The following is a 21,745-nucleotide window of genomic DNA, read 5'->3' on the forward strand; positions in this document are numbered from 1 at the left end:
CCCGGATGTCCCCTAATTACATCCACGCATCGGTGCGACAGACTGCGCCATCAGTCTTGTGGCCTAGCGTAACCGACCCAAGACGCCAGGTAAGGCTCGTGCTGAGAATTCTCAGGAGGCTCTTGCAACTGCATAAGGCACAGCCTGATGCGGCGTCAGAGCCCGCACGGTTGCAGTCGGAGGCGCACGCCGGGGCGAACGCGAGTTCACCGGCGGCTCAGGCGGACCCGCCCGCGCGGGCTGCTTCAAGCCAATCGCGTGCCGCGGCGAACTCCTGCTCGCTGGTGCCGAGGCGCACCGTGGGCGACTGCCCGTCGGCGCGCGGATACGAGCCGAGGAACCGCAGGTGCGCGCTTGTGCGGCGCAGACCCATCAGCGCCTCGCCGACGCGGGCGTCGGCGATGTGGCCCTCGCAGTCGATGAAGAAGAAGTAGCGGCCCATCGCCTTGCCGGTCGGCCGCGACTCGATCCGGCTCAGGTTGACCCCGCGGGTGGCGAACTGCTCCAGGATCTCCATCAGCTCGCCGGGGTGGTTGTCGCGCAGCCCGACCGTGATCGAGGTCTTGTCCATCCCGGAGGGCGGCGGCACCGGGCCGGGCCGGGTGACCACCACGAACCGGGTCTGCGCACCGGCGACGTCGTGCACCGGCTCGGCGAGCACGACCAGCCCGTAGCGGGTGGCCGTGAACGAACCGGCCAGCGCCGCGTCGTAGATCCCGTCCTGCACCTGGCGAGCCGCGTGCGCGTTCGACGTGGCGGCCTCCCAGCGGGCGTCCGGCAGGTGCTCGCCGAGCCAGCGGCGGCACTGCGGTTCGGCCACCGGGTGGCTGGCGACCGTCTTGACGTCGTCGAGGACGGTGCCCGGCCGCGCCAGCAACGCGAAACTCACCGGCAGCACCAGTTCCCGGATGATGACCAGCGGTTCACCGGTAGCCAGTTCGTCTATCGTCGCGGTGACCGCGCCCTCGACGGAGCTTTCCATGGCGACGACCGCGGCGGCGCACTCGCCACGGCGTACCGAACCGAGCGCGGTGGGGACAGTCGGGTAAGGCACCGCCTCGACTGAAGCGGCCTCCGGCAGCGCGAGCAGCGCCGCCTCGGTGAACGTGCCCTCGGGTCCGAGGTAGGCGTAACGGGCTGGTTGCTGGACCGACATGGTGACCACCGTATCTTGCTGCCATGCAACTGGGCTGCGCTCAGAGGGTGCAGCCGTATGAGTGATCCGGGCACGACACGGTGTCGGCCATCACGTACGTTGAGCGCGTATTGATCCTCGGGAGCGGTAATACGTAACTGCGTGCACCTCGACCGTGGGAGGTTGTGGCTCGTGGACGTCAACTGGACCCTGCTGCTGCCCAGAGAGGCGGAGAGCGTGGGGAAGGCCCGGCGCATGCTGCGGGACACCGCGTCGCTCGCCGGGATGGATCCGGAGATCTCCTTCGATCTGGGCGTGGCGCTCACCGAGGCGTGCGCGAACGTGATCGAGCACGCCGGCGAGGCGGAAGGGTACTGGGTGGCGGCCGGGATCAGCGAGGACCGGTGCTGGATCGACGTGATCGACAACGGGGTCGGCTTCGCCCCGCGCCGGCTGGCCGAGCACACGTCCGCGTCAACACGGCATCGGGCGCACCTCGCGGCGGTGCCCCTGGCGGACACTCCGGAGGACGGCCGTGGCCTGATGCTCATCGAGGCTTTGTGCGATCGGGTGGACATCCGCAACCACCCGGCGCGTGGCGCGATGATCCACTTCGAGCGGGACCTCAAGCCGGGCGTGACAATGGCGGCATGATGCTTACGTGGACGCCCTGATAGACGTACTGATCCTGGCCGGCGGGGAAGCACGGCGCCTCGGCGGCGCGGACAAGCCGATGGTCGAGATCGGCGGCCGGTCGCTGCTCGACCGGGTCATCGAGGCTTGCACCGCGGTCGTGCACGACGCAGCGCCGCACGGGGAAGAATCCACTGGAGTTGCATCCGCAGATGCCGCCGAGGCGGCCTCCGGTCATGATATTTCGGTAAATCACAACAATCCGATCGTTGTCGGACCGATGCGTCCGACGCGCCGCTCGGTGCGTTGGGCCCGCGAGGATCCGCCGGGTGGCGGACCGGTCGCGGCGATCGCGGCCGGACTCTCCATGTGCCGAGCCCCTTACGTCGGTGTGTTCGCCGCCGATCTCCCGTTCCTGACGGCTGAGACTGTCCACAGCCTGTGGACAGTGCTCACCGCTTCGGGGACCGGTTACGACGGCGCCATCGCCGTGGACCCGGACGGCCACGAGCAGTGGCTGACCGCGGTCTACCGGCGCGATGCGCTGCTGGCGAGAATCGCCGATCAGGGCCAGGAGGCTCTGCACGGTCTTCCGCTGCGCCGACTGGTGCGGGACCTGCGGCTGCTTCGGATCACGGCGGCGGGGCAGAGCGTGCTGGACTGCGACACCTGGGAGGATGTGGCCGCGGCACGGCGGCTCGCCGAACCGGCACAGCGCCTCGCTAAACCGACATAGCACCTTGCCGAAGCAACACAGCGTCCGCCTGAGCCGACACGGTGTTAGACACGGTGTTAAACGAAGCACAGTGCTAAACCAGCCACGGTGTTAAACCAAGCCAGTGGGCGGCCGAGCCGGCGCCGCGGACCCCGGGCGACGAGAGGGACTGACACGCGATGCTCGACTCCTGGCTCAGCGAAGCGGCTTCGGAACTCGGCCGCCCCGAACTCGCGCTCACCGCGCAGCAGCAGGACGCGCTGCTCGACCTCGCCAGGGTCGCCGCGCACGCGATCGCCCGCCCCGCAGCGCCGCTGACCACGTTCCTGGCCGGTTACGCGCTCGGCATCGGCGGGAGCCTGGACGGCCTCGACAGCGTCGTGTCAGTCCTCTCCGCCGCCGCCGAGGCACACCGGCGACCGGCCGACGAGTGACGGCCTGCTTCGGCGCGATCCCGCCCTCGGCGCCGTCGAGCAAACCGGCCGCCTGATCGTGCGGCGCGGAGCATTAGGGTGGAACCGTGAAAGCGATCGAGATCACCAAGCCGGGCGGACCCGAGGTCCTCGTCTGGGCGGACGCGCCCGATCCGGTCCCGGCCGCCGGCGAGGTGCTGATCGCCGTCGCCGCCAGCGCGGTCAACCGGGCCGACCTGCTCCAGCGCGCGGGCTTCTACCCTCCGCCGCCCGGGGCCAGCCCGATCCCCGGCCTGGAGTGCTCGGGACGGATCGCGACGCTCGGCGCGGGGGTCACCGGCTGGAACGTGGGCGACGAGGTGTGCGCGCTGCTGGCCGGCGGCGGATACGCCGAGTTGGTGGCCGTCCCGGCGGGCCAGGTGCTGCCGGTGCCGAAAGGGATCGATCTGATCGACGCGGCGGGGCTGCCCGAGACGGTGTGCACCGTCTGGTCGAACGTCTTCATGGCCGCCGCGCTCCAGCCCCGGGAGACTCTGCTCGTACACGGCGGCGCCGGAGGCGTGGGCACCACCGCGATCCAGCTGGGCAAGGCGCTCGGGGCCCGCGTGGTGGCCACGGCCGGGTCCGCGCAGAAAGTCGCCCGCTGCCGCGAACTGGGCGCCGACGCCGCGATCGACTACCGCGCCGAGGACTTCGTGACCCGCCTGGCCGAGATCACCGCCGGCCACGGCGCCGACGTCATCCTCGACGTCATGGGCGCCGCCTACCTCGGCCGGAACGTGGAAGCGCTGGCCGTCAACGGACGGCTCGTCGTCGTCGGGCTCCAGGGCGGGACCCGGGGCGAGCTCGATCTGGGCAGACTGATGTCCAAGCGGGCCGCGATCATCTCGACGTCGTTGCGCGGACGCCCGGTGGCCGAGAAGTCGGCGATCGTGTCCGCCGTGCGCGAACACGTCTGGCCGCTGACCGCCGACGGCACCCTGACCGTGGTCGCCGACCAGCGGTTCCCGCTCGCCGACGCCGCCGGCGCGCACCGACTCGTCGAATCGTCGGGGCACGTGGGTAAGGTACTGCTCGTTGCATAGCAGAGCGCGGCAAACACAGCATGACCGAACCGAAGCCGAACCGACTCGTCCGCTGGAGCAGCCGATGAACCCGCAGAACTCGGAAATCCAGAACCAGCCCGACTACCGGTCCGGCCGCTACGTCGTGGTCGGCCCCGGCGGGCTCCCGGTGGTCGACGAGGACGGCGCCGAGGTCATGGAGCAGGTGCCGGGGCAGAACGGCGAGGACCCGGCCGCGGTCGCCGAGATGGTCGAGCAGCCCGCGAAGGTCATGCGGATCGGCTCGATGATCAAGCAGCTGCTCGAAGAGGTGCGGGCCGCGCCGCTGGACGAGGCCAGCCGGGTGCGGCTCAAGGAGATCCACAAGTCCTCGATCGCCGAGCTGGAGAAGGGCCTGGCGCCCGAGCTGATCAGCGAGCTCGAACGGCTCTCCCTGCCGTTCGCCGAGGACGGCGTGCCGAGCGAGGCCGAGCTGCGGATCGCCCAGGCCCAGCTGGTCGGCTGGCTCGAAGGGCTCTTCCACGGCATCCAGACCGCGCTGTTCGCCCAGCAGATGGCGGCGCGCGCGCAACTGGAGCAGATGCGCCGGGCGCTGCCCCCCGGGATGTCCGACCAGCAGGTGCAGCGGCCGAACCCGACCGGCGCCGGCCCGTACCTGTGACCGGCTGACGGACCGGGGCCCGCGATGCGGAAGATCGTCTTACAGATGGTGGTGTCCCTCGACGGCTACATCGAGGGACCGAATCGCGAGCTGGACTGGCATCTGGTCGACGAGGAGCTGCACGACCACTTCAACCGGCAGCTCGGCGCGATGGGCGCGTTCCTCATGGGGCGCCCCATGTACGAGCTGATGGCGAAGTTCTGGCCGACCGCCGACCAGGACCCGCTGGCCCCGCGCCCGATGATCGAGTTCGCGGCCATCTGGCGCGACATGCCAAAGCTCGTGTACTCCAGGACGCTGGAGCGGGCCGACTGGAACTCCACGATCGTGCGCGACGTCGTGCCCGAACAGATCGAAGAGCTCAAGGCGCGGCCCGGCGGCGATCTGTCGCTGGGCGGCGCCGGCCTCACCGCGGTCTTCATGCGATACGGCCTGATCGACGAGTACCGGCTCTACGTGGTCCCGGTCGTCCTCGGCAACGGCAAGCCCCTGTTCCCGCCGGGCACTCCCAGGACCGACCTGCAACTCACCGAGACCCGGCCCTTCGGCAACGGCGTGGCGCTGCTTCGCTATCAGCGGCCTGCGGCCTGAACCGACTAGCCGCAGAAGGCGTCCAGGACCTTCTCGTAGTGGTGCGTCCACCACACCACGAGCGCCGCCGCGGCCGGGAACTGCACGTCGGTGCGCTCGTCCTGACGTTCATACCGCCAGGTGAGCATCCAGAAGTCGGTCAGCCGCTCCCACCACAGCCGGTGCACGGCAGCCGCCAGTTCGTGGGCCATCGACGGCACCGCGGACACGTAGCCGTGCACGTACTCGCGCACCCGGGACAGGTCGAGTTGCCCGTCGTGCGGGTCGACGAAGAAGATCAGCGCGGACCGCACCAGTTCCTCGCCGTAGGGCGCTGCGCCGAGCCGGTCCCAGTCGACCACCGCGGTGATCTCTCCACTCGGTCCGTGAAAGACGTTCAAGCCGTGGAAGTCGCCGTGCACGTGCCCGACGGTGAGCTGCGCCTCGTCGCCGGGCCGCTGGTGCGCCAGGCTGCTGAGCAGACCGAGCCGTTCGACCAGCCTGAACTCGGCCAGGTCGTCGATCCCCTCGCGCACCGGCCTGCTGCGCAACAGGTCAAGCAGTTGCAGGGCTTTGGCGCGAGCGTCCTGCACCCGGTTGGCCGGCTGGAGCAGCGGCTGCTCGACCGGGCCGAGGACCTCGGTCAGCGCGCGGTGCAGCCGGCCGAGCAGCGCCCCGAGTTCGTGGCACTGCGTGAGTTCCAGGGCCAGCCCCGGCAGATGCTCCCCGTCCGCCCAGGGGTAGAGCGCGAACAGCCGTTCTCCGCTGCGGGCGAGGGTCCGCCCGGCCAGGTCGCTCAGCGGGGCGATGACCGGCAGGCCGCGGGCGGACAGCGCGGCGGTCGCGGCGTGCTGCGCCAGGATGGTATGCGGTTCCTGATCCAGATAGTGCTTGAGGAACAGCGGTCCCGAGCCGGTCCGTACGGCGAATGAGCGGTTGAGCAGGCCCTCGTCGAGCGGCCGGAACGCGAGTACGTCGCCGATCCCGTACCGCCGCAGCATGGCCGCAAGCGGGGAGTGGCGTGGCATGTGCGTACTGTACGCCCGCGCATGCTCCGGGGGAGCGCGTTTGCCGATGACGCGCCCCTTTTTGCCACGCCCCGCCCCATCCGGGCGCTTGACGTGGGCCGACGCCCCGGCTAGCTGCCCGAAGCCCGGCTACTTGATCAGAGGACTGAGAACCTCTCGGCCGCCGAGGTGAGGGCGAAGCGCCTCCGGCACCCGGACCGAGCCGTCAGGCTGCTGATGGTTCTCCAGGATCGCCACGATCATCCGGGTCATCGCGCACAGCGTCCCGTTGAGCGTGGCCAGCGGGCGCACCCCGTCCGCGTCCCGCAGCCGCACCGACAGCCGCCTGGCCTGGAAGCCGGTGCAGTTCGAGGTCGAGGTCACCTCGCGGTACTTGCCCTGGGTGGGGATCCACGCCTCGCAGTCGAACTTGCGCGCCGCCGAGGAGCCGAGGTCGCCGGCGGCCACGTCGATCACCCGGAACGGCAGCTCCAGCCGGCCGAGGAACTCCTTCTCCCAGCCGAGCAGCCGCCGGTGCTCCGCCTGCGCGTCCTCGGGGGCACAGAAGGAGAACATCTCGACCTTCTCGAACTGGTGCACGCGGATGATCCCGCGGGTGTCCTTGCCGTAGGACCCGGCCTCGCGGCGGTAGCACGAGGAGTACCCGGCGTAGCGCAGCGGCAGCGCGGACGCGTCCAGGATCTCGTCCATGTGGTACGCGGCGAGCGGCACTTCCGAGGTGCCGACCAGGTAGAGGTCGTCCTCGGCGAGGTGGTAGACGTTCTCGGCCGCTTGGGCAAGAAAACCGGTGCCCTGCATCGCCGACGGCTTGACCAGCGAGGGGGTGACCACCGGGGTGAAGCCGTGCCGCAGCGCCTGCTCCATCGCCAGATTGAGCAGGGCGAACTCCAGCAGCGCGCCGACCCCGGTCAGGTAGTACTGCCTGGCCCCGCCGACCTTGACTCCGCGCTCCAGGTCGATCGCGCCGAGGATCCGGCCGAGTTCCACGTGATCGCGCGGCTCGAAGCCCTCGGCGGCGAAGTCCCGGGGCGTGCCGACGGTCTCCAGGACCGCGTAGTCCTCTTCGCCGCCCTCGGGCACGCCCTCCTCGACGACGTTCGAGAGCGCCAGCGCGAGCCGGCGGGCTTCCTCGGCGGCCTCGTTCTGCTCGGCGTCGGCGGCCTTGACCGCGGCGGCCAGTTCGTTGGCCCGTTCGAGCAGCGCGGCCTTCTCCTCGCCGGAGGCCTTGGGAATCTGCTTGCCGAGACTCTTCTGCTCGGCGCGCAGCGTGTCGAATCCGAGGGAGGACGACCGGCGCCGTTCGTCGGCGGCCAGCACCCAGTCCACCAGGTCCGAGTCCTCGCCGCGGGCGCGCTGGGAGGCACGGAAACGTTCCGGGTCGTCACGAAGCTCGCGAAGGTCGATCACGCCGCACAAGCTACCTTGAAGGCCTCACTGATCGGTAATGAGATCGGTGCCAGGACACATGGGATCAGCGCTGTGGAGTCGGCTTCTTCCGCGCCGGTCGGGGGACCGGGGAGGCAGCGGCGCCTGCCTCCCCGGCGTTTTGGGGACCGAAGTCCGCCCCCGTGTTTTCTCGCCTCGCGATATGGTTTCGGCCGTGGCGGGGCAGCGTCGCTCGACCGCGAGTCATGGGAGGACTCCCCGGACACCGCGTCCGACCGGCGCTTGCACAACCCGGCAAGCCAAAAATGGACTAGACCAGATCGGGTGTCAAGAGTCCGCGGAACCCTCGGTGAACGCGGCGGTGCGCCCCGTGCTTCGCTTAACCTTGCATTGACCCGATCTTCAGGGCGTTCGCGCCCCTCACGAAGGAGCGAACTGAAGAGATGTTCGGATCCCAATCCGCCACGCCCACCGTGGACCTCGCGGCACTGCCCGCCGACCTGTACCTGCTGGATGTGCGCGAGGACGACGAGTGGCAGGCGGGTCACGCCCCCGACGCCGTCCATCTGGCGCTCAGCGAGCTGACGGCGCGCACCGAGGAGGTTCCGGCCGACCGGGACGTGTACGTGATCTGCCGGGCCGGCGCCCGCTCGGAACAGGCCACGAGCTACCTGAACCAGCTCGGCTGCACCGCGCTGAACGTGGCCGGCGGCATGCTCGCCTGGGAGGCCGCCGGGCTGCCGATGGTCAGCGAGGACGGCAGCCAGCCCACGGTGGTCTGAGCTCACGGTGGTCTGAGTCCACGGCGATCTGACGTCCACAGCGATCTGACGTCCACAGCGCCATAAGCCCTAAGCAGCCCCAAGCACGGCGGCCTGAGCCAAGGGCAACGCTTGAGGAATACGCCCAACGGCCACCAGACGGCCGTAGGAGGCACAGAACAGCGTTTAGCGGAGCATCTGGCGCAGCCCGGCGGCGGGGCCCGGAGCGTCGCGCAGAAGCCTGCGATCAGCCTTCTGCGAGCGGTCCCCGCCGGCGCCGCCGGGGCGCCGGGCGCAACGGCGCCGGAACGCGGCGCACCGCGAGCGCCAGGGCCACGTCCCGGTACTGCCGAGCCCGGTGCAGCTGAGCACCCGGGTCGGTGCCGGTGACCCGGTGCCGGAATTCGGCCTCGACCTCGGCGATCCGGTAGCCGGCCCGCAGCACGTCGATGGTCAGCCCGGTCTCCGCGCCGAACCCGCGGGCCAGCGGCAGCGCCGCCTCGAAGGCCGCCCGGCTCAGGCATCGCTGGCCGGACAGCGGCTGGCGCGCCTCGAAGCCCACCGCCGCCCGGATCCCGCCACGAGCCAGCCGCACCACGAAACCGTGCCCGCCGCCCGGCTGCGGCGGCAGCGTCGCGATGCTCATGCCGACCGCGCCGGAGCGGACCGGTTCGGCCAGCGGAGCCGCGTTGGCCGCGGTGGCCCCCAGGTCCCCGTCGAGGAACAGCAGCAGCCGCGGCTCGGCCCGGCCCTCGCGCGCCTCGATCGCGGCGAGCGCGGCCGCGCCGGTCTCCATCGCGGCCGCCTTGCCGCGGTTGCGGCCGTGCCGGACCACGATGGCGCCGGCCTCGCGGGCCCGGCGCGCGGTGCCGTCCGCGGAGCCGTCGTCCACGACGAGCACCAGATCGACCCCGGCCACTTTCGCCGCGCCCTCGACCGTCGCGGCGATCCGCTCCTCCTCGTCGAACGCGGGGACGATCACGGCGAGATCGCTGGTCTCCATGGATGGCAATCCTATGGTCCGGACCCGTGGCAAAGGACCGTCACGATCGTGCAAAGGCCAAGTCCGGAAGAGTGAATCGACTACCGGCGCAGGTCGTCGGGGGGCTAGCATTCGACCGGCACCGATCCGGTGTTCGACATTCGATCAGGCCACTGATCATTCGAATTCTTCCCCGCTCGAAGGGGGCCCTGCTCCATGCCGGAGAACGCCGGACTCGCCCGTAATTCCGACTCCGCGTCACTTCGCCCCCACCACGTAAGGACGCTCGCACTGGCCGGCGCGGTGGTCGGGGTCGTCGTGCTCCCGATCGCGGCGGCCCAGGCGACTCCGTCGCAGAGCCATGATGCCCAGGCCGCGGCCGGGCGGCTCGCCGGCGCCCAGGCCTCGGGTCAGCCCTCTGCGACAGCTTCGCCCTCGCCGGGCGCCGGGGTCCAGGCGCTGAACCCGGAGTTCTGCGGCACGGCCCGGACCGCGACGATGAGCGACGGCACCGTGCGGGTCCAGGCGTGCGTCGTGCAGGAGGACACAGCGGCCGCGGCACGCGTCTACGTGGCGAACGGCACGAGCAAGGACCAGCTCGTCGCGTTGAACCTCACCCGGGCGGACGGCACCGTGATCCAGGTGCAGTGCACCATCACCGCCGCGGACGCGAACGGTCTGTGCGCGACCAGCCCGACGGCGATCAGCGGCGGCACGGGCGCGTTCAACGCGATCGCCGAGCTGGCCACCGTGGGAGCCCCGCTCTCCGCGGGGGTCGTACACGTCGAGTCGGGACTGGTAGCGCCCGCTGCGCAGCAGGTCGACCAGCAGGTCACCCCGCAGAACGGGCAGTAACTCCAGTTAACTCGCGTCCGGTTCCGCAAGACCGGCACCACGACGAGCGCCGGTCACTGGCACCGAACAGTTCCGCAATGGTGGTTACTGTCGGGTAGCTCTTTGCGTAGGCTGGCAGAGATGAGTACTAGCTCGGTGCCGACGGCCAATGGCGGCCGTACCCGCGCCCTGCGTCTGAGCGAGCGGCAGATCCTCGACGCGGCGCGGGCCTGCGTTCTCGCCGCCGGGGTGCACGACACCACGCTCAACGACGTGGCCCGCCGCGCAGGCGTCAGCCGGATGACGCTCTACCGGCGCTACTCCGACATCGGCTCGCTGATCAGCGAGGTGTTGGGGCACGAGTTCGCGCGGATCCTGCGCGAGCACACCGCCGACCCGCCACCGTACGCGCCGCCGGACCTGCGCCCGGCCCGCAGGCGGCTGGTCGACACGGTGCTCGCGGTGGTCCGTGCCTTCCACGCCGACCCGCTGATGCACCAGGTGCTGGAGGCCGAGCCGGAGATCCTCATGCCGTACCTGGTCAACCGGTTCGGCAGCACCCAACAGATCGCGGTCACCCTGCTGGCGCACCGGCTGGACGCCGGCTACCGGGACGGCTCGATCCGGCAGGGCTCGATCGCCGTGCAGGCACATGCGATCGTCCTGACGGCTCAGGCGTTCGTCGTCTCCGCCGCGGCCAACGGACCGGTTCCGGTCTTCCGGTTGCTGGCCGAACTCGGCGAGATGCTCGACGCCTACCTGGCACCCAACCCGGTGCGGTCGGAGAGGGAGGGCCGGCCGGACGGCGAGCAGGCCGCGTAGCGCGGCCCCTTGAGAAACGACGTCGCCGGGAGCGGTTTTCACGACAGTGACCGGACCGCAGTGGCCCGACCGGCGGCGACGGGGGATGCGCCGACGGTCGAGCCGGTGACGACTCTACCCCGGACGCGGCGCGCGTTCGCAAGACCACGGAGCGGATTTGTCCCGGTGTTTTGCCAGGTCTTGACCGGTGGATGGGCCAGGTATTGCAGGGTTCTTCAATGCTCTGGCGGCCGCGCGCAGGCAGCAGCCACCCGGCGGGAGCTCAGCGCTGGGGATACGTGGGGAGCAGATGGATCACTGCCGCGGCCGGCTGCTCGGCCGGGCGCTGTGGCGCGCTCGCGGTGGGCTGTTCGGGTGGTTCGGGGGCCGACGGCTCGGCGGGATTCGCTGGAGCGGAAGGCAGTGCGGTGACCGTGGCCGTCGTCGGCCCCCCCGATCCCCCGCGATCGGGCCGCATCCTGCGCCCGGCGTGCCGGGCGCGTACGGCCAGTTCGGCCCACACCGTGTACTCGTCGCCGCCCTCCTCCCGCTGGGAGCCCCAGCGGTCGGCGAGCCGGTCCACGATCTCCAGGCCGCGGCCCGCGTGCGCGGAGACGGACATCGAGTACGGTTTCGTGGACGGCCGGGTAGTCCCGCCGCCGTCCGTCACCTCGATCCGCAGCAGCCCCTCGCCGCTCAGCTCCCAGGAAACGCGGATCATCCCCGAATTGAGCGCCCGCGCGTGGCGCAGCGCGTTGGTGACGAACTCGGAGAGTATGAGCACGGCGTCGTCGACGAGGGAACTGAGCACGTCCCGCTCGTAGAGTGCGGCGGCCAACTGCGCTCTGGCCTGCCTCACGCTCACCGAGGAGTGCGGCAGATAGCCGGTGTACGAGGTAGGCGAAACCCGCGCCACAGGCATGATCACCCCCACCGACCCCTCTCACTGCTCTCGGTGTGGTCCGCACCGGATTCCGGACGGCACCATGAGATCGATGCCCATGGCCGCAGCGGGGGAAACGGCCCGAATCCGGATCGCAACGGCGCTTTGGCGACGCTCGCGCGCCCAATGCGCCCCGCCGAACACCAGGTCGCAGCGGGGCGCCCCGGAATCGTCCTGGCCACCGCCACTTTCCGGTCGCGGCTGCGCCGACTGCGGCAAAGCCTTGGCTTTACCGAGATTTGAGTCACGTTGTGGCGGAATGAATGAAAGCCTGAAGGTTGCGCGCGCCGGAGCGTATTCGGGCGAACACGGGGCGCACATGCGTTCACATGTATCCCGCTCACTGTGTGCTTACAGTTCTTCGAAGAGCCGATTACACGTCAACCAGATCGACCTGGGCACGTACTTCACGCGGCCTGTTGGTGATGATGGCGTCCACGCCGAGTCTGATGCACAGTTCCACGTCACTCGGCTCGTCCACGGTCCACACGTGCACCCGCTGCCCCGACCTGTGCAGCCGCTCAACGTACTCGGGGCGGTTGCGCAAGATCGAGATCGCAGGTCCGGCGATCGACACGCCGCGCGGCAGCGCTCCGTCGCGCAACCGGTAGGAGAACGGCTCCATCAGGAACACGGTGTCCAGCGACGGCGCCAGCCGGTGGATGCGCCGGACGGCCAGCCGCGAGAAGCTCATCACCCGAACCGGTGATGGCGCGCCGCCGCGCGCGTGCGCCCATCCGAACTCGTCGAGCAACTCGACCAGCCTGCGCTCGACCAGCCCGGCGTACCGGGTGGGGTGCTTGACCTCGATCGCCAGCTCGACCCGCCGTGGGTGCGCCGCGGCCAGCTCCAGCAGCCGACGCAGCGTCAGCACCCGGTTCCGGTCGAGGTCGGGCTCCTCGGGGTCGTGCGTGTGGTGCCAGGAGCCGAAGTCGAGCTCTTCGAGCCGGGCGAGCTCAAGCGTCGAAACCAGCCCGCGCCCGTCCGACACGCGGTTCACCTTCCGGTCGTGCACGCACACCAGGTGCTCGTCGGCGGTCAACCTGACGTCGCACTCCAGGGCGTCGGCGCCTACGGACAGCGCAGTGCGATACGCGGCGAGGGTGTGCTCAGGCGCTTCGGTGGAGGCACCCCGATGCGCGACCACTTGAGGGCGCCGCAATGCGGACTTCACCACCCCATCGTGTCAGCGAAATGTGGCGCTGCTGGTGGTACGCACCGGACAGCGGTAGGAAGGATCGGTAAACAGTCCGAGTTCAGCGCCTATTCACACAGCCCCAATTCACATGACAGCGGAGTGGACAGATGAGCGAAGCATCAGGATGGACCGGGCCGCAATTCCTCGTCGTCACGAGCAACGACGTCCCCGGGTACCGCATCGACCAGGTACTCGGGGAGGTGTTCGGCCTGACCGTCCGCTCCCGCAACGTGTTCAGCCAGATGGGCGCCGGCCTCAAGTCGATGTTCGGCGGAGAGCTGCGCGGCATGACCAAGGTCCTGGTCGAGAGCCGCAACGAGGTGATGGGCCGGATGATCGGCGAGGCGCAGTCCCGCGGCGCCAACGCCGTCATCGCGATGCGCTTCGACACCTCGGAGATGGGCGACGTCTGGACGGAGATCTGCGCCTACGGCACCGCGGTGCACATCTCCCCGCTGGACCAGCCGCAAGCGTGAGTACGTGGGTAATCCGCACGTCGGCGAGCCCGTATGTGAGACACTGACCGCCGGACCGCGGGGCGACTCGCGGCCCGGAGGGCTCGCCTAGTGGCCTAGGGCACCGCTCTTGAAAAGCGGCATGACGAGAGTCATCGTGGGTTCGAATCCCACGCCCTCCGCAGGAGCCGGATCAAGCAGAGCCGGCGGTCAGCTGCGCGAGTGCCTTGACCGTGTTCCAGTTCCGGCCGGTCGCGACGACGCCCTTCGTGCGCGTCGCAGGCTTCGACAGCGCCGCGGCCAGAGCTGAGCGGCCCATCCCGCCGGGAAGATAGAGGTACATCACGCGGTCGCCGAAGCGGAACTCCTCGGGCAGGAGCGCCTCCCGATCGATGTCCGCATAACGGTCCGTGTCGACGGGCTCCGCGTAAAACGTCGCGTGCAGATGCTTGCCGGCCACGTCGTCCGCCGGGAACGGGCACGCCTCGATCACGGCGCTCAGGTACTCGCTCGTGCGTACCACGCACGGCACTTCGAATCCGAAGCGGTCCTTGAGCGCCGCCGAAATCCGCGCCGCGATCGCGGGCTCGTCGTCTTCGGCGCCGCCGCCATCGCGACTGTCACCCGCGTCGAAGACGGCGTTTCCACTCGCAAGATAGGTGCGGGCGTCGCCGTAGCCCAGGTCGGCGAGCAGTTGACGCAGGTCCGCCATCGGGACCTGGCGCTTCCCCACGTTGACCGCCGCGAGCAGCGCGGCGTAACGGGTCGTCACTTCGCCGCTTCCGTACACAACACGAAGGCGGCGGTGCCCTTCGGGTACTCGACGAAGGCGTGTGTGGTGCCGCTCACCGCGTCGCACTGGTTCGAGTCGTCGCCGGCGAACTTGGCCAGTACACGCAACGCGCCCCTGCCGTCGCACGACACGTGGACCAGTTGGCCCGCCTTCGGAATCGCGACGCAGTCACCGACGGACGCGTAGTGGCTCTTGCCCTGGTTCACCCAGTAGAGGTAGCCCGCGATGACGAGCGCCCCGGCGACGATTGCCCACACCACCTTGCGCGACATGGGGCGAGCCTACCGGTCCGGCCGTGTTACGGCCCCGGTCAGGCCAGTGCCCCGGCAGCCTCTCCGACGCCGGGGCACTGCGGATTGCTCGGGCGCTGCGCGCCGTCAGCGGTCGACTTCGGCCCGGATGAACTTCTCGACCGCGTCACGCGCCTCGTCGTCGAAGTACTGGACCGGCGGCGACTTCATGAAGTACGACGAGGCCGACAGGATCGGGCCGCCGATCCCCCGGTCCAGCGCGATCTTCGCGCACCGCACCGCGTCGATGATGACGCCCGCCGAGTTCGGCGAGTCCCAGACCTCCAGCTTGTACTCCAGGTTCAGCGGCACGTCGCCGAAGGCACGGCCTTCGAGGCGCACGTACGCCCACTTGCGGTCGTCGAGCCAGGAGACGTAGTCGGACGGGCCGATGTGCACGTTGGTCTTGCCGATGTCGTGCGAGAGCTGCGAGGTGACCGCCTGGGTCTTGGAGATCTTCTTGGACTCCAGCCGCTCGCGCTCAAGCATGTTCATGAAGTCCATGTTGCCGCCGACGTTCAGCTGCATGGTCCGGTCGAGCACGACGCCGCGGTCCTCGAACAGCTTGGCCAGCACCCGGTGCGTGATGGTCGCGCCGACCTGCGACTTGATGTCGTCGCCGACGATCGGCACGCCGGCCTCGGTGAACTTGTCCGCCCACTCCTTGGTGCCCGCGATGAAGACCGGCAGGGCGTTGACGAACGCCACCTTCGCGTCGATCGCGGCCTGCGCGTAGAACTTGGCGGCCTGCTCGGAACCCACCGGCAGGTAGCACACCAGCACGTCGGCGCGCACGTCCTTGAGCGCCTGGACGACGTCCACCGGCTCCTCGGGCGACTGCTCGATGGTCTCCAGGTAGTACTTGCCCAGCCCGTCGAGGGTGTGGCCGCGCTGCACGATCACGCCGGTCGGCGGGACGTCGGCGATCTTGATCGTGTTGTTCTCGGAGGCGTTGATGGCGTGCGCCAGGTCCTGGCCGACCTTCTTGGCGTCCACGTCGAACGCGGCCACGAACTCGATGTCGTGGACGTGGTAATCACCGAACTGCACGTGCATCAGGCCCGGCACTCTTGAGGACGGGTCGGCGTCCTTGTAGTACTCGACGCCCTGCACGAGGGATGAGGCGCAGTTGCCCACGCCCACGATGGCTACGCGAACCGAACCCATGCGGTCTTGCTCCTTCTGGTAGTGGATATTCGGTGGGCGGGTTTGGTCGCGCCCTCGAAATCTCGGGACCTGCTCGCCCGCGATCCGCCCGTGGGCCTCAGAGGGCCGGCGGGCCCACCTGCGGACCCAGTTGCTGGTCGTGCTCGGTCTTGATCAGCTCATTGAGCCAGCGCACTTCACGCTCCACCGATTCGAGGCCGTGCCGCTGCGCCTCCAGGGTGTAGCGGTCCAGCCGCTCCCGGGTGCGGATCAGCGACTGGCGGAACAGGTCGAGCCGCTCTTCGAGGCGCGAGCGGCGCCCCTCCAGGATCCGCAGCCTGACCGCCGCGTCGGTGCGGCCGAAGAAGGCGAAGTGCACGCCGAAGTTCTCGTCCTCCCAGGCCGAAGGGCCGGCGTCGGACAACAGTCGGCTGAACTGCTCCTCGCCCTCCGGGGTCAGCCGGTAGACGATCTTCGACCGGCGCGCCGGGCCGCCCGGCCCGGTGTGCGCCGCGGTGCTCCTGGCGGAGGCGCGGGCGGGGGTCCGGCGCGGCGCCGCGGGCGCGGCCTGCGCGTCCTCGACCAGCCAGCCCCGCGCGACCAGCTCCTTGAGACACGGATAGAGCGAGCCGTAGGAGAACATGCGCAACGAGCCGAGCAGCACGTTGAGACGCTTGCGCAGCTCATATCCGTGCATCGGAGACTCGTGAAGCAGGCCGAGGACGGCGAACTCCAGCACTCCGGAGCGCTTCGCCACCGGGCCTCCTCGTCGCTCGGTCCGATCCCGGCGCCGGGATCGGATGACCATTGGTCTTCCACCGTCGGACCGCAGGTTGTACGGTACGTGTCCACACGGCGAAGACCACTCGAAACGATGTATCGGTTCGATACATCGACACGATAGATGTGAGCGGCGTGGCTGACAAGTCCGCCGCACAGCAGGTGTACGAGAGCGCTCGTTACCCGTCCTTGCGGACATTGACGGGCAAGATCCCGTAAATCGATCACCCGACTTCAGCCGACTTGGGCAGTCGGCGTACCCTGCTTGCCAATCGCGTCGTCTCGGCGCGGGGAACCGTCCTCGGAAGGGAGTTCGTCTTCCGGGGAGGGCCACGAAAGAGGCACAGGGAGCTGACGCGGCTTATGGGCGGAGATCACGAGTACGGACGCGGCGACGCGTCTGGAGACGGCTCACGGTCCTACGGGGGCGGCAGACGCGGCTACGGCTCCCAGCCAGGCGAGGGCGAGAACCCTGCCAGCGGCGCGGATCAGGGCGGGGCCGACCGCGGGTATGGCGGATCCGCACCGCGCGGCTACGGCGATCCCGGGCAGGGCGACCGTGGATACGGCGCCTCGGGCGGCTCACGCGGCTACGGCCAGGACAGCGGCTCGGACCGTGGCTACGGTGGAGCCGGAGGCGGAAGCGGGGACTCGCGCGGCTACGGTCAGCCCTCTGTCGACCCTCAGGCCGGCGGGCACCGCGGCAGCAGTCACCGCGCCCGCGGGCAGCAGGGCCCGATCCCCGGTGAAATCGTCTACGGCGGCGCAGGCGTTCCAGGCGGAACCCGGCAGATGCCGTCCTTCCCCGACCAGCCGACCCGCGCGGGTGAAGACGCCCCCGGCGGACCGGGCCGTCGCTCCCGCATCGAAGAACGCCGGGCCGCCAGGTCCGGCGCCGAAGGCACACCCGAGTACGCGCCAGGACAGGGGCGCTCCGACCGGTACGGTCCGAGCGCCATCGACGGCCGGGGCACCAGGAACGGGGCCGGGCGGCGCGCAGCCGAGCGCGCGGCCGGCCGGCCGGTCAAGAAGACCGGCTACCACCGGTACTTCGACTACCCGCGCACCGGCATGGCCGGCTGGCGGCAGTTCGTGCCGTCGATCAAGCAGGTCAGCTCCTTCATGCTGGCCGGCTTCTTCCTGCTGATCGGCCTGGTCGCGTACGAGTACGCCACGGTGCAGATCCCCACCGCCGAGTCGCTGGCCTCCACCGCGCAGGTGACCAACTTCACCTACGACGACGGCAGCACCACCTTCGCCACCATGGGCTCGAAGAACCGCCAGACGGTGAACATAAGCCAGATCCCGCCGGTGATGCAGAACGCGATCATCGCGGCGGAGGACAAGACCTTCCGCACGAATCCGGGCATCTCCTACACCGGCATGATCCGCTCGTTCATCAACGACGTGGAGGGCAAGCCGCTGCAAGGGGGCTCGACGCTGACCCAGCAGTTCGTCAAGAACGCCTACCTGACGCAGAACCAGACGTTCAGCCGGAAGATGGACGAGATCTTCATAGCGCTCAAGATCGGCCACACCTGGACCAAGGACCGGGTGATGCAGGAGTACCTGAACACGGTCTTCTTCGGCCGCAACTCGTACGGGGTCGAGGCCGCGTCGAAGGCCTGGCTCGGCAAGGACATCAGCCAGATCACCAGCCCGTCCGACGCGGCGTTCCTGGCCTCGCTGGTCAACGAGCCGACCAACTTCAGCAAGGGCTGGGACTCGACCGAGGATCCGGCGACGCAGCAGTACTGGCAGGGCCAGCTCAAGACGCGCTGGGGCGCGGTACTGCAAAACATGCAGTCGTACGGGCTGATCAGCCAGGCCGACTACACGGCCGCCGCGGCGAAGTTCCCGGCCGTGGTCACGCAGGCGAGCACCACCGAGACGGCCGAGCAGCAGCAGATGCAGCAGGCGGTCAAGAACTGGATAGATTCCTACGCGGCCGCCAACCCGAACAGCAACATCCCGTCGCTGAGCGACATAGAATCCGGCTCCGGCGGCTACACCATCGTCACCACCTTCAACCAGAAGTACATGGCGTTGGCCAAGCAGGCGGTCCAGGACCAGCTGCTCTCCAAGCTGAACAACAAGGACTGGTACGACCAGAACCTGTATCCGGCGCTGGCCGCGGTGGATCCGACGACCGGCGAACTGGTCGCCTTCTACGGTGGGACCACGCAGTACAACTGGGCCACCCAGGGGCAGGTGCAGCCCGGCTCGACATTCAAGGCATTCACACTGGCGACCGCGTTCAAGCAGAACATCTCGCCGGACAGCTACATCAGCGGCGACTCGCCGTGGCCGAAGCCCGGCGACACGACCGAACAGCAGCAGGCCGCTGGTGACCCGCCGGTGAAGAACGACGACGGCTCGCACGGGATGATCACCATCAACACGGCCACCGCCGCGTCGGTGAACACCGCGTTCGTGCGCCTGTCCAACCAGGTCACGTACAAGGACGTGATGCAGACGATCAACGACCTGGGTATCAACTCCAAGAACGCCCAGGGCCTGGCGGACAACGCCCGACTCACCCTCGGCATCTCGGCGGTGAGCCCCGCCCGGATGGCGTCGGCGTACAGCGCGTTCGCCGACAACGGCGCGCAGTACCCGCTGATCGAGGTCAAGGAGATCAAGAACAGCGACGGCAGCACGGACTGGAAGCCGAACGCCAGGCCGACGCAGGCGCTCGACCCGAACGTCGCCGAGACCGTCACCCAGACGCTGACGCACGTCACGCAGGACAAGGACGGCACGGCGTACGGCGCGTCCGACCAGACCGGGCTACAGAACATCGCGGGCAAGACCGGCACCTCGACCATGGACATGAACACGCTCCAGCAGAAGTACCCGGACATCTACGACAAGACGCAGAACGGGTACTTCACCACGGCGGCCGTGTGGTTCAACGGCTACACGCCGAAGCTGGAAGCCGCGGTCGCGGTGTCCCGCTGGATCAACGAGAAGGGCACGATGATCCAGGCCCCGGTGGACAACATCAACGGCTCGGGCTTCTCCTTCGGCGCCTCGGTCTCGCTGCCGATCTGGTCCGAGTTCATGAAGCTGATGCAGGGGACGAACTCCAAGTTCACCGGGGACCCGGCCTTCCCGGCCCCGAACACCTCGACGATGCAGATACAGAACAGCCCGTCGGCCAGCCCGTCGGCCTCCGCGTCCCCCACGAAGTCGTCGGGCAAGGGCCACGGCGGCCCCGGCGGCCCGTCCGGGACGGCGACGCCGACTGAAAGTTCCAGCCCGACCCCCTCGTCGACCTGCACGCCGCAGTTCCTGTTCGGCGGCTGCCAGGGCGGCGGCGGTGGAGGCGGCGGCACGCCGACGCCGAGCGCGAGCGGTGTATCCGGGTCTCCAACGGCCATCAGGAAGCACTAAGAAGAAAGCAGAGCGCTTCGAAGAGCCTTAGCGGAGCCGCTATGGTAACGCGCATGACGGTCAGCACTGCCGAACTGGACGACGCCTCCGAGTCGCGCGAGCCGCAGCACGCCGCGCGCCCGGCCCTGCTCGGCATCACCGCGCCGAGTCTCGACGACCCGGTGATGAACGTCGGCGCCGACGGCTTCGGCGGCGTGCACGGCAAGCGGGCGCGGCTGCCGCGCACCCGGGCGGGCATGGCGTTCCTGCTGATCGTGCTGACGCTGTTGTCCACCGCGATCGGCATCGGCATGCGCGAGCCGTGCTTCAACTCGTCGTGGACCGGCGGCGGGAATCAGCAGTACACGCACATGTGCTACACGGACATCCCGTTCATGTACCAGGGCCGCGGCTTCTCGCAGGGTGAGGTCGCGTACTTCTCGACCAACCCGAACGATTACCTGGAGTACCCGGTCATCACCGGGGCCGCGATGGAGACCGCGGCGCTGCTGGCCAGGCACGTGCCCGGCGACGCGAACAACCAGGGCCGCTGGTTCTACGTGTTCACCACCTGGTTCCTGCTCGCCTTCGCCGCGATCACGGTGGTGGCGTTGATCGGGATCTCGGGGCCGCGTCCGTGGGACGCCGCGATGTTCGCGGTGGCCCCGGGCCTGATGCTCAACGGCACGATCAACTGGGACCTGATCGCGGTGGGCCTGGCGGCGGTGGCGCTGTTCGCCTGGGCCCGCCGCAGGCCGATGCTGGCCGGGGCCTTCATCGGCCTCGGCACCGCGGCCAAGCTGTACCCGGCGCTGCTGCTGGTGTCCCTGGTGCTGGTCTGCTGGCGGGCCGGGAAGATGAAGGAATGGGCGCAGTGCCTGTTCGGCGCGGTGGGCGCCTGGCTGGTGGTGAACCTGCCGTTCGCGGTCGAGAACTGGCACTCCTGGGTCTACTTCTACACGTTCAACGACAAGCGCGGCGCCGACTGGGGCTCGCTGTGGCTGTTCCTCGAGTACAGCCCGCTGCACATGAACTTCACCTACAGTCAGATCAACACCTACTTCGCGGTGCTGCTGGCGCTCTCCTGCGTCGGCGTCGGCCTGATCGCCTGGCTGGCCCGCAACCGGCCGCGGGTGGCCCAGGTCGCGTTCCTGGTCGCGGCGGCGTTCATCCTGTTCAACAAGGTCTACTCGCCGCAGTACGTGCTCTGGCTCATCCCGCTCGCGGTGCTGGCCCGGCCGCGCTGGCGCGACTTCCTGATCTGGCAGGCCTGCGAAGTGCTGTACTACGGCGCGATCTGGCTCTACCTGGTCACCCTCAACACGCCGGAGCGCGGCCTGCCGCAGGGCGGCTACGACACGGCCATCGCGATCCACATCGGCGGCACGCTCTTCTTCGTGGTGCAGGTGATCCGAGACATCTTCGACACCCGGCGCGACCCGATCCGGGCCGGCGGCCACGACGACCCGGGCGGCGGCGTACTGGACGGCGCGCCGGACGTGTACGGCTTCCGCGACGTACTCGAAGACGTATCACCGAACGCGGTGGCGCCGGAAGAGGACCTGCAACTGGAACCGGAGCCGGAAGCCTCGCAACCCACCGAAGCGACCGCCTAGCGGTCCCGCGCCGGATGTTCGCCGCGTAGGAAATCGGCCATCCGCGCCCGGCTGCAAGGCGCCACAGTGCCCTCAAACTCGATTGTTTGAGGGCACTGTGGCATATGAGGGCGCTGTGGCATAAGGGCACTTTGCACGAGTGCGCTGCTGTTTGAGGGCGCTGCGG

22 protein-coding genes and 1 tRNA gene are annotated in these 21,745 nt (G+C 69.3%); 13 read left to right on the forward strand and 10 right to left on the reverse strand.

Annotation, left to right across the window (positions count from 1 at the left end; genetic code table 11):
- Nucleotides 1–217 precede the first annotated feature (217 nt).
- Nucleotides 218–1,156, reverse strand: coding sequence for a prephenate dehydratase (gene pheA, locus VGS97_RS16010; protein ID WP_326854322.1), 939 nt, complete (start codon nt 1,154–1,156; stop codon nt 218–220).
- 171 nt (nt 1,157–1,327) lie between these two features.
- On the opposite strand from pheA, the gene VGS97_RS16015 reads away from it, so the two are divergent.
- The 6 genes from VGS97_RS16015 (at nt 1,328) to VGS97_RS16040 (ending at nt 5,212) form a co-directional block, all read left to right on the forward strand.
- Nucleotides 1,328–1,789 (forward strand): ATP-binding protein, encoded by a 462-nt coding sequence (locus tag VGS97_RS16015; RefSeq protein ID WP_326854323.1) that lies wholly within the window; start codon nt 1,328–1,330, stop codon nt 1,787–1,789.
- A gap of 7 nt (nt 1,790–1,796) precedes the next feature.
- On the forward strand, nt 1,797–2,504 hold the full coding sequence (mobA, locus tag VGS97_RS16020) for a molybdenum cofactor guanylyltransferase (RefSeq protein ID WP_326854324.1): 708 nt from the start codon (nt 1,797–1,799) through the stop codon (nt 2,502–2,504).
- Nucleotides 2,505–2,662: 158 nt separating this feature from the next.
- Nucleotides 2,663–2,917, forward strand: coding sequence for a DUF6457 domain-containing protein (locus tag VGS97_RS16025; protein WP_326854325.1), 255 nt, complete (start codon nt 2,663–2,665; stop codon nt 2,915–2,917).
- Nucleotides 2,918–3,003: 86 nt separating this feature from the next.
- The gene (locus VGS97_RS16030; RefSeq protein WP_326854326.1) at nt 3,004–3,981 is read left to right on the forward strand and encodes an NAD(P)H-quinone oxidoreductase; all 978 of its coding nucleotides are present in this window, start codon (nt 3,004–3,006) and stop codon (nt 3,979–3,981) included.
- A 52-nt stretch (nt 3,982–4,033) separates the two neighbouring features.
- Nucleotides 4,034–4,621, forward strand: a complete 588-nt coding sequence (locus tag VGS97_RS16035) for a bacterial proteasome activator family protein (RefSeq protein WP_414641731.1) — start codon at nt 4,034–4,036, stop codon at nt 4,619–4,621.
- A 24-nt stretch (nt 4,622–4,645) separates the two neighbouring features.
- A complete protein-coding gene (locus VGS97_RS16040; protein ID WP_326854328.1) occupies nt 4,646–5,212 on the forward strand; it encodes a dihydrofolate reductase family protein in 567 nt (188 codons plus the stop codon).
- 5 nt (nt 5,213–5,217) lie between these two features.
- Here VGS97_RS16040 and VGS97_RS16045 read toward each other — a convergent pair whose 3' ends face one another.
- Both VGS97_RS16045 and serS read right to left on the reverse strand, forming a co-directional pair.
- Nucleotides 5,218–6,219, reverse strand: coding sequence for a phosphotransferase (locus VGS97_RS16045; protein ID WP_326854329.1), 1,002 nt, complete (start codon nt 6,217–6,219; stop codon nt 5,218–5,220).
- Nucleotides 6,220–6,348: 129 nt separating this feature from the next.
- Nucleotides 6,349–7,626 (reverse strand): serine--tRNA ligase, encoded by a 1,278-nt coding sequence (gene serS, locus VGS97_RS16050; protein ID WP_326854330.1) that lies wholly within the window; start codon nt 7,624–7,626, stop codon nt 6,349–6,351.
- 422 nt (nt 7,627–8,048) lie between these two features.
- Between serS and VGS97_RS16055 the strand changes: the two genes are divergently transcribed.
- Complete coding sequence (locus VGS97_RS16055) at nt 8,049–8,387, forward strand: rhodanese-like domain-containing protein (protein WP_326854331.1); 339 nt, start codon at nt 8,049–8,051, stop codon at nt 8,385–8,387.
- Nucleotides 8,388–8,613: 226 nt separating this feature from the next.
- On the opposite strand, the gene VGS97_RS16060 is transcribed toward VGS97_RS16055, so the two are convergent.
- Nucleotides 8,614–9,369, reverse strand: a complete 756-nt coding sequence (locus VGS97_RS16060; protein ID WP_326854332.1) for a glycosyltransferase — start codon at nt 9,367–9,369, stop codon at nt 8,614–8,616.
- A 195-nt stretch (nt 9,370–9,564) separates the two neighbouring features.
- On the opposite strand from VGS97_RS16060, the gene VGS97_RS16065 reads away from it, so the two are divergent.
- Nucleotides 9,565–10,203 carry a hypothetical protein gene (locus tag VGS97_RS16065; protein ID WP_326854333.1) on the forward strand — a complete coding sequence of 213 codons (639 nt, stop codon included), beginning with the start codon at nt 9,565–9,567 and terminating at the stop codon, nt 10,201–10,203.
- 120 nt (nt 10,204–10,323) lie between these two features.
- Nucleotides 10,324–11,004 (forward strand): TetR/AcrR family transcriptional regulator, encoded by a 681-nt coding sequence (locus VGS97_RS16070; RefSeq protein ID WP_326854334.1) that lies wholly within the window; start codon nt 10,324–10,326, stop codon nt 11,002–11,004.
- Nucleotides 11,005–11,266: 262 nt separating this feature from the next.
- On the opposite strand, the gene VGS97_RS16075 is transcribed toward VGS97_RS16070, so the two are convergent.
- Together VGS97_RS16075 and VGS97_RS16080 are read right to left on the reverse strand one after the other, a co-directional pair.
- Nucleotides 11,267–11,905 (reverse strand): ATP-binding protein, encoded by a 639-nt coding sequence (locus VGS97_RS16075; protein ID WP_326854335.1) that lies wholly within the window; start codon nt 11,903–11,905, stop codon nt 11,267–11,269.
- Between the two features lie 394 nt (nt 11,906–12,299).
- Nucleotides 12,300–13,103 (reverse strand): glycerophosphodiester phosphodiesterase, encoded by an 804-nt coding sequence (locus VGS97_RS16080; protein WP_414641729.1) that lies wholly within the window; start codon nt 13,101–13,103, stop codon nt 12,300–12,302.
- A 128-nt stretch (nt 13,104–13,231) separates the two neighbouring features.
- On the opposite strand from VGS97_RS16080, the gene VGS97_RS16085 reads away from it, so the two are divergent.
- Both VGS97_RS16085 and VGS97_RS16090 read left to right on the forward strand, forming a co-directional pair.
- Nucleotides 13,232–13,600: a YbjQ family protein gene (locus tag VGS97_RS16085; protein ID WP_326854337.1), complete on the forward strand. Its 369-nt coding sequence runs from the start codon at nt 13,232–13,234 to the stop codon at nt 13,598–13,600.
- A 76-nt stretch (nt 13,601–13,676) separates the two neighbouring features.
- Nucleotides 13,677–13,761 (forward strand) — tRNA-Ser (locus VGS97_RS16090).
- A gap of 11 nt (nt 13,762–13,772) precedes the next feature.
- Here VGS97_RS16090 and VGS97_RS16095 read toward each other — a convergent pair.
- The 4 genes from VGS97_RS16095 to VGS97_RS16110 form a co-directional block, all read right to left on the reverse strand.
- Nucleotides 13,773–14,351: a DUF1697 domain-containing protein gene (locus VGS97_RS16095; protein WP_326854338.1), complete on the reverse strand. Its 579-nt coding sequence runs from the start codon at nt 14,349–14,351 to the stop codon at nt 13,773–13,775.
- Nucleotides 14,348–14,644: a hypothetical protein gene (locus VGS97_RS16100; protein ID WP_326854339.1), complete on the reverse strand. Its 297-nt coding sequence runs from the start codon at nt 14,642–14,644 to the stop codon at nt 14,348–14,350. The genes VGS97_RS16095 and VGS97_RS16100 overlap by 4 nt, the downstream gene beginning before the upstream one ends.
- Before the next feature lie 105 nt (nt 14,645–14,749).
- A complete protein-coding gene (locus tag VGS97_RS16105) occupies nt 14,750–15,829 on the reverse strand; it encodes an inositol-3-phosphate synthase (RefSeq protein ID WP_326854340.1) in 1,080 nt (359 codons plus the stop codon).
- A gap of 97 nt (nt 15,830–15,926) precedes the next feature.
- Nucleotides 15,927–16,565, reverse strand: a complete 639-nt coding sequence (locus VGS97_RS16110) for a PadR family transcriptional regulator (RefSeq protein ID WP_326854341.1) — start codon at nt 16,563–16,565, stop codon at nt 15,927–15,929.
- Between the two features lie 386 nt (nt 16,566–16,951).
- Between VGS97_RS16110 and VGS97_RS16115 the strand changes: the two genes are divergently transcribed.
- Together VGS97_RS16115 and VGS97_RS16120 are read left to right on the forward strand one after the other, a co-directional pair.
- Nucleotides 16,952–19,984 (forward strand): transglycosylase domain-containing protein, encoded by a 3,033-nt coding sequence (locus tag VGS97_RS16115; protein ID WP_326854342.1) that lies wholly within the window; start codon nt 16,952–16,954, stop codon nt 19,982–19,984.
- 53 nt (nt 19,985–20,037) lie between these two features.
- Nucleotides 20,038–21,579, forward strand: coding sequence for a glycosyltransferase family 87 protein (locus VGS97_RS16120; protein ID WP_326854343.1), 1,542 nt, complete (start codon nt 20,038–20,040; stop codon nt 21,577–21,579).
- The last annotated feature ends 166 nt before the right edge of the window (nt 21,580–21,745 follow it).

The organism is Actinocrinis sp. (assembly GCF_035946395.1).
Classification (GTDB): domain Bacteria; phylum Actinomycetota; class Actinomycetes; order Streptomycetales; family Catenulisporaceae; genus Actinocrinis.